The organism is Clostridium sp., assembly GCF_016650095.1.
In the GTDB taxonomy this organism is placed as follows: Bacteria; Bacillota; Clostridia; order Clostridiales; family Clostridiaceae; genus Clostridium_AD.
The window spans coordinates 1-8,295 of the sequence record NZ_JAENWL010000143.1; the positions used below are offsets into that span (position 1 = coordinate 1).

Annotated in this window: 6 protein-coding genes; all 6 read left to right on the top strand. The window is 33.3% G+C overall.

What is annotated here, in order from left to right:
* The coding region (locus JJE11_RS09915) for an ATP-binding protein (RefSeq protein WP_291635079.1) at positions 1-2,935 on the top strand (2,935 nt) is incomplete at its 5' end.
* 4 nt (positions 2,936-2,939) lie between these two features.
* A complete protein-coding gene (locus JJE11_RS09920; protein WP_291635082.1) occupies positions 2,940-4,355 on the top strand; it encodes an HD domain-containing protein in 1,416 nt (471 codons plus the stop codon).
* A 185-nt stretch (positions 4,356-4,540) separates the two neighbouring features.
* Complete coding sequence (locus tag JJE11_RS09925) at positions 4,541-4,744, top strand: hypothetical protein (RefSeq protein WP_291635084.1); 204 nt, start codon at positions 4,541-4,543, stop codon at positions 4,742-4,744.
* A gap of 337 nt (positions 4,745-5,081) precedes the next feature.
* Positions 5,082-6,464 carry an FAD-binding oxidoreductase gene (locus JJE11_RS09930; protein WP_291635086.1) on the top strand — a complete coding sequence of 461 codons (1,383 nt, stop codon included), beginning with the start codon at positions 5,082-5,084 and terminating at the stop codon, positions 6,462-6,464.
* Positions 6,465-6,520: 56 nt separating this feature from the next.
* Positions 6,521-7,324, top strand: a complete 804-nt coding sequence (locus JJE11_RS09935) for an electron transfer flavoprotein subunit beta/FixA family protein (RefSeq protein WP_291635088.1) — start codon at positions 6,521-6,523, stop codon at positions 7,322-7,324.
* Positions 7,325-8,295: electron transfer flavoprotein subunit alpha/FixB family protein (locus tag JJE11_RS09940; protein ID WP_291635090.1), on the top strand; the 971-nt coding region annotated here is incomplete at its 3' end. It lies immediately after the preceding gene.

Sequence of the window (8,295 nt, forward strand, 5' to 3'; positions counted from 1 at the left end):
GCGTGAAAAGTTTTTCGTAGGAGTTCTTAAATCAAATGATAATGAAATATATAGTTTCAGTTATGGCACCGAAAATGGTGAATATTATGGAGCACGTAGGAATGAAAAAAATGAGATTGAGATTATGATGAATAATGATGAGACTAAGGGGAATTCCTGGTACTATTCTATAAATAAAGATATGACTGCGAGGCAACTTGCGGTGAAGGCAGGGAAATTTGACCCCCGTACAAGAGAGTGGTATAAAGTGGCAAAATCAGAACAAAAACCGGTATTTTCTTCTACGTATAAACATTTCGTAATGGATGATTTAACAGTTTCAGCTGCTTATCCAATTTATAATAAAGATGGTGTGCTTAAGGGAGTACTTGGAACACATATTATTCTTTCAAAAATAAACAGTTATTTGAAAGAAATTATAAAAGATAAGAGTGCTATTTCATATATTCTGGAAAGAAGTACAGGGAAAATTGTTTCAAACTCGCTGGATACGCCTAATTTCAAAACTCTTGATGGTGGCGAAATAGATAGAGTAGGAATTGAAGAAATTAATAACAAACCTATAATAGAGGCATATCAAAATTACAAAAATAATGGAAAGAGTAGTTCTACAATAAAAACCAAAAATGATAAGCTTCATATAAGCGTAACGGAGTATAAAAAAGAAGGATTAGATTGGTTAATTATAACGGGCATTCCTGAAAGTCAATTTACAATGGAAATGGTAAAAAGTATTCGTTTGTCTATTGTATTCTCAATTATTGCACTTGTTTTATCCATAATAATATATATGAAGATTACAGGTGCAATTCTGAAACCTATCTATAGTTTGATAAATTATACAGAAAAATTTTCAAATGGAGACTTATTACAAAGAGCTAAGGTTTTCAGAAATGATGAGACTGGGAAGTTATCAGAGGCATTCAATAGAATGGCGCAGCAATTATATATACTCATAAATAATCTTGAAGAGAAAGTGAAAGATAGAACGCTAGAGCTTGAAAAAATAAACAACGAGCTAAAGGAGAGCGAGGGAAATATACGATTGCTCTTAGACTCTACAGCAGAAGGAATATATGGTATTGATACGAAAGGGAATTGTACTTTCTGTAACGTAAGCTGCCTTCGAATGCTTGGATACAACTCTCAAGATGAGTTAATGGGAAAAATCATGCATTGGAAGATTCATTATAAGCGTTCAGATGGAACATACTTTCCAAAGGAGGACTGTAAAGTTTTTGATGCGATAATTAGTGGAAAACGCATCCATGTGGAGGACGAGGTGTTCTGGAGGGCCGATGGAACCTGCTTTCCGGTACAATATTTTTCTCAACCTCAGTTTTATGATGGAAAAGTTATTGGTGCAGTAGTAACATTTACTAACATAACCCAGCGAAAACAGCAGCAAGATGAAATAATAAAGGCAAAAGAAGACGCAGAAAATGCAAATGTAGCAAAGAGCCTATTTCTTGCAAATATGAGTCATGAAATCAGAACTCCAATGAATGGAATTGTAGGGTTTTTACAACTACTTGAGAATACAGGCCTAAATCGTGAACAAGTGGAATTTGTACATATTATGAGAACTTCCACAAATGCTTTGCTTACAGTGATCAATGACATTCTTGACATCTCAAAAATTGAATCAGGCAAACTTGAACTTGAACATATTCCATTTGATATATATTTAACAATGGAAATGCTTATAGCTTTTTTTAATGCTAAAGCAAATGAAAAAGGACTTCAACTTAATATGCGTATTAGGCCAGAAATACCTCAGTTTGTGGTTGGAGATCCGACAAAGCTCAGACAGGTTATTAGTAATTTGATAAGTAATGCATTAAAATTTACGGATAAGGGTGAAGTGCTTATTGAAGCCTGCTTAAATAAGCAAAGTGATGAGACTATAGAAGTATTATTCACTGTAAAGGACACTGGCATTGGGATAACGGAGCGAGAAATTAGTAAGCTTTTTAAACCATTCATACAAGTGGAATCATCATATACAAGAAAATATGGTGGTACTGGACTAGGGCTTGCAATATGTAAGAGTATTGTTGAAATGATGCATGGAGAAATAAATATCGTAAGCGAAAAAGGGATAGGAACTACTTTTACTTTCACTATAGTGCTAAGTAAAGCTTTAGACGATGAAGTTCAGATAACATCAAGTGATTCAACTGTGGTAATGAAAGAGGAAATTGTTCAGAGTGGAAATGTGAAAATATTATTGGTTGAGGATACTAAGATTAACAGGATATTATTTATTAGATTACTAGAAATGAAAGGGTACAGTTGTGATGTCGCGGTAAATGGAGAAGAAGCTGTCAATGCATGCCTTAATAGCAACTATGATATCATTTTTATGGACTGCCAGATGCCAGTAATGGATGGTTATGAAGCAACAAGACAGATACGCAGGGCAGAAGGGGATAAAAAACATACTATAATTGTAGCCATGACTGCCTACGTTATGAAAGGTGACGTAGAAAAATGCATAGAAGAGGGAATGGATGCATTTTTAGGCAAGCCAATTGAGTTTGAAGAGGTGGCAAAAATACTTCGAAAATATGGTGGAGTTAAGGCCCTTGGTAGTACAAATGTCCATTTAGAAACTACGCTTTCGCTTATGAGCGCCTCAGGATTTGAAAAGGAGACCTGCGAAGAGTTATTGGATGAATTTTGTGTGTTCGCTGAAAATATAATAAGGGAGATTAGAAATAATATAGTTAATAATAGATTTAAAGAAGTGGGCAATTTTTTACATCAATTAAAAGGTGCTGCGGGGAACGTAAGGGTGAAAGAGATACGAGAGTATGCTATAGAGGCAGAAGAGGCTTTAGGACGTGAACACAATGAACTGCTTTGCCGTTTAGTTCTAGCAATGGAGAAATCATTATATACTCTACGAGAAAAAGGGAAGGGAGGAAACTGAAATTATGGTTGGAAATATAATGATTATTGATGATTCGGCAGTAGATAGGAAATTTATAGGGAAAATTCTTGAAAGAAAACTTGAGGGGATTAAGCTGTTTGAAGCCGAAGACGGACAAAATATCAATGAAAAGCTTATACTAAATAAAATACACATGTGTATTTTGGATATTATGATGCCAGTAAAGGATGGGTTTCAGATATTGAAGGAAATGAAAGAAGATCCTAATTTAATTGATATTCCAGTTATCGTTTGTACAGGTCGTGAAGATAAGGAAGCTATAGAAAAAGCTTTAACACTTGGAGCCTATGACTATTTTTCAAAGCCTTTTAGTGAAGAAGCAATGAAGATAACCTTACCTTTGAAGGTTAAAAATGCAATAGAAGCGATGAAAAGAAGTGAAGAAATCATCTATTTAAGCCATAATGATAAACTAACCGGTTTATATAATAGAAGATTTTATGAAGAAGTTATTAAAAGTTTGGACACAAAAGGGAATCTTCCTATTTCAATTATTATGGGGGATGTGAATGGCTTAAAGCTTACAAATGATGGCTTTGGGCATAAGGCAGGTGACAGATTGCTAAGGAAAATAGCAGATATACTAAAAAGTGAATCTAGAAAAAATGATATTGTTGCTCGTGTAGGCGGAGATGAATTTATAATTGTATTGCCTGAAACTGATATTTTTGATACTGAAAAAATAGTTGATAGAATTAAGGTTAAGTGCAATAGAGAAGAAGAAAATCCTATAAAACCAAGTGTTTCAATAGGATTTTCTACAAAGGAGCATGTTGACCAGGATATAAACACTGTATATAAAGCAGCAGAGGATAGTATGTATAATAAAAAACTTATGGAAAGCAAGAGTGTAAGAAGTTTCATAATATCATCTCTAAGAAAAACATTATATGAGCGAACGCATGAAACTAAGGAGCACAGTGACCGCTTAATAGAACTGTCATATAAACTTGGAAAGGAGCTTGATTTATCAATAGACCAAATTAATAATTTAAAGCTGCTTGCATTGCTTCATGATATAGGTGTTACAGCTATGCCAGATCATATATTGCACAAAAATAGGGAACTCACACCAGAAGAGTGGATTATTATGAGGACTCATTGTGAAATAGGATATCGAATTGTTAGTACATCACAGGATTTAGTTCATATTGCGCTGGAAGTACTTTGTCACCATGAGAACTGGGATGGAAGCGGGTATCCACAGGGATTAATAGGTGAAAGTATTCCATTAAATTCGCGTATTCTTTCAATTATTGATACTTATGACTCCATGATGTATGGAAGTTTTTATCAAAAGTCAGTTACGAAGCAGGAGATAATGGATTTTATAAATAAGCAGAATGGTGTGTATTTTGATCCGAAAATTGTAGAGGCTTTTATAAAAATCACTAAGTAATTATTAAAAAGAAACTGTTTCCAGTTTGTCACTTGCTAACTTTTGGCATAACTTTAAATTTAACATATGACAATATTCACCTAAATTAGCAATAATAATGTGATATAGTGGAAATAATAATCTAATACTTAATAATTATTATGAAAAATAGAAAACAAAAAAATACAATTTTAGGAGGCAGTATAATGAAATTTGGATTAAGAAAACCAAGCTTAAGAAAAATGATTAGCAGTAGGACTAGTCCCAAGAGAATAATAAGAAATAGTTTAGGTTTAAAAGCACCACGTGGATTTGGCTGGATTACAAATCCTAAAAAAGCTGCTTATAATCGTGTATATAATCGTACTAGTTTTAGTATTTTTGATGTATTAAAGAAACTTTTCAAATAACAACAAAGGCTCAGTGTGTGGCTTCCATTAAAAATTGTCACATATCAACAGAATTCTTAAATAAAGCCTTGATATAAATAAATTTTAAAAAAATGTCCCTTAACTTTTTCATAATATAAGTTAAGGGATATTTTTTTATTCTTTTCTAGCTTATTAAAAGCTGAATATATGGTATATGAGGATGAAAAAGGCCAAGCATACTGATAAATTAAGTTAAAAAATGATATAAGTAATAAATATTGCATTTATTACTAAATATTCATTTACAAAGTTAATAAAATGTAATATGATTACTAAAATAGTACGGGCTGACAAAAGTTTGCGAGGGGGAGATATTATGGATAATAAAATCGTTGAGAGTTTAAAGAAGATAGTGGGAAATGATTGGGTGGTAAATGATGCTGAGAAAATAAGTAGTTATATTAAGGATGAAACGGAACATGCTATAGCGCCAATTCCATGCTATGACTGTGTAGTTGTTAAGCCATCTAATACTGAAGAAATATCAAAAGTGTTAAAGTATGCTAATGGTGAAAAGGTTACAATTATAGCGAGAGGTGGCGGAACAGGATGTGCGGGTGCAGTTGTACCTATTAGACCTAGCATAATTCTTTCCATGGAGAGATTAAATAAAATTATTGAAGTGGATGATAATAATATGATGGTTGAGTGTGAAGCTGGTGTTACGTTGTTTGATTTGGAAGATAGATTCAAAAATCATGACACTTTGTTTTTTCCTGTACATCCAGGAGATGAAGGTGCACAAGTTGGAGGCATGGTTGTACAAAATGCAGGAGGAGTAAGAGCCGTGAGATACGGTGTTATGAGAAATCAAATAAAAGGTCTAGAAATAGTTCTTCCAACTGGAGAAATAATTAAGACCGGTGGAAAACTCATGAAGGATAATACAGGATATGATTTAACTCATCTTATGATAGGCAGTGAGGGTACATTGGGGATTGTAACTAAAGCAATTTTGAAGTTGTATCCTAAATCAAGCAATACAGGAAGTTTAATTGTATCATTTCCTGATAAAAAGGCAGCCGTTGAAGTTGTACCTAAAATACTCCAAAAAGGTATTATTCCATTAGCTATAGAATACTTAGAAAGAGATTTTATGCTGAAATCAGCAAAAGATTTAGGTTTGGAATGGCCTGCTAAGAAAGGTGTAGTTGATTTATATTTCATTCTGGATGAACGTAAAGAAGATGATTTATATGAAATTAGTTCCGAAATAGTTGAAATATGTGAAAAAAACGGTGCAGTAGATAGTTTGATAGCAGAAACAGCAAAAGAGCAAAGAACCATTTTGGAAATAAGAAGCCATGGGTATCCAAGTATTAAGTCACAAGTTGTGGATATATTGGATGTGGCTGTTCCTGTTGGTAATATAACTTACTATATGAATGGTATAGAAGAACTTTCAAAAAAGTATAGTGTTAAAATGCCTTCTTTTGGACATATTGGAGACGGAAATATTCATAACTTTATAATGACAGAAACAGGTGAAAAACCTGATTGTTATGATGAATTATCTGATGAAATATATAAACTTTCCATAAATTTAGGAGGAACAATAACAGCTGAACATGGAGTTGGAAAAATAAGAAATAAAAGTTTGCATATTCAGTATTCAGTTAAACATTTGGAAATAATGAGAGGAATTAAAAATGTTTTTGATCCAAATAATATCCTAAATCCAGGTACAGGAATAGATTAGTTATTGGAATTAATTATTAGGTTTTGAAAAATATAAAAGACTAGTTAGGAGAAAAAATGAAAATAGTTGTACTAATAAAGCAGGTACCAGACATGGAAAAAGTGAAATTTGACAGTGAAAGAGGAGTAGTGGACAGAACATCTGCAGGTGCAGAGATTAATCCTTTTGATTTAAATGCATTGGAGGCCGCAGTTCAAATCAAAGAAAATATCGGAGCGGAAGTAATTGCAATAAGTATGGGACCACCAAGTGCAGAAAGCGCATTAAGAGAAGCAATATCAAGAGGTGCAGACAATGGAATACTGCTTAGTGATAGAAAATTTGGGGGTTCTGATTGTAAGGCAACGGCTTATACATTAGCAGCAGGTATAAAGAATATTGGAGAAGTTGACTTAATACTGGCTGGAATGCAGACAGTTGATGGTGATACAGGACAAATTGGACCTGAAATTGCAGAATTTTTAGACATTCCACATATCTGTTTTGTAGAAAAGATAAATGAAGTTAACAAAGAGAATATAACTCTAGTAACAGATATTTGGGATGGAGTATTTATTAAGAAATTGAGACTGCCAGGCCTATTAACTGTAACAAAGGATGTAAATTATCCTAGACTTCCTTCATTTAAAGATAAAATGAAAGCAAGAAAAGCAGAAATTACTGCTTGGGGACTGGAAGATTTAAAAGAATATTTAGAGGAAACAGCTACAGGAATTAAAGGATCTGGAACAGTCGTTAATAAAATTGAAGTACCTGCAGCCGTTCATAGAGAAGGAAAACTATGGAGAGATAACTTAGACGATGCTATGGATGAATTTCTAGATATTATGATAGAAAAGAAAGTTATAGAGGTGAAATAAATGAAAGAATATAGTGGTGTAATGGTTTTTGTAGAACAAAAGAATAATGTGATTCATAAGGTGTCATATGAACTTATAGGAAAAGCAAGGGAATTAGCAGATAAAACAAATGAACTCGTGTACTGCTGTATTTGTGGACCTTCTACCTTACCAATAAATGAGCTTATTTATAGAGGCGCAGACAAGGTGTTTTATGTCAAGGATGATGATATATTTAATATCCCTGAAGTTATGACATATTCTAAAAATGTGGTTAGAGTAATTGATGAAGTTAAACCAAAGATCTGTTTGTTTGGAGCGACAAATTTCGGAAGATCATTGGCACCTAGAGTTGCAGCAGCTTTTAAGTGTGGACTTACAGCTGATTGCACAGCACTTGAAATTGATAATGTGGATAATAAACTCGTACAGATAAGGCCAGCTTTTAGTGGGAATATATTGGCTCATATTAAATCACAAGTATTACCTCAAATGGCGACAGTAAGATTTAAAGAGTTTGATGAAGCGGAAAGAGATGAGACAAGAACTGGAGAAGTAATAACATTTGAATCTATTGTCATAGAAAACAATGCAATTCAAGTATTAGAAGAAATAGTTGAAGAAAATTTTAATATTACTGATGCTAAAGTTGTTGTGTCTGTAGGTAATGGACTTAAAAGTTCTGAAGATTTTAAAATGATAGAAGAATTAGCTAGACTTTTAGGAGGGGTGGTAGGATGTTCAAGACCTTTAGTGGAAGGTGGATTCATCTCTAAAGCTCACCAAGTAGGGTATAGTGGTAGCAGGGTAAAACCTAAATTATATGTAGCATGTGGTATTTCTGGATCTCCTCAGCATCAAGCAGGAATGAAAGAATCAGAGATGGTACTCGCAATAAATTCAGATCCATCAGCTCCAATATTTAATATTGCCGATTATGGCATTGTTGGAGACATTTATCAAGTTGTGCCTCAATTGATTGAGAAACTAAA

What these genes read in the sequence shown, in the direction of transcription:
- JJE11_RS09920 (WP_291635082.1), top strand. Translation starts at nt 2,940, where the DNA reads ATGGTTGGAAATATAATGATTATTGATGATTCGGCAGTAGATAGGAAA.
- JJE11_RS09925 (WP_291635084.1), top strand. Translation starts at nt 4,541, where the DNA reads ATGAAATTTGGATTAAGAAAACCAAGCTTAAGAAAAATGATTAGCAGT.
- JJE11_RS09930 (WP_291635086.1), top strand. Translation starts at nt 5,082, where the DNA reads ATGGATAATAAAATCGTTGAGAGTTTAAAGAAGATAGTGGGAAATGAT.
- JJE11_RS09935 (WP_291635088.1), top strand. Translation starts at nt 6,521, where the DNA reads ATGAAAATAGTTGTACTAATAAAGCAGGTACCAGACATGGAAAAAGTG.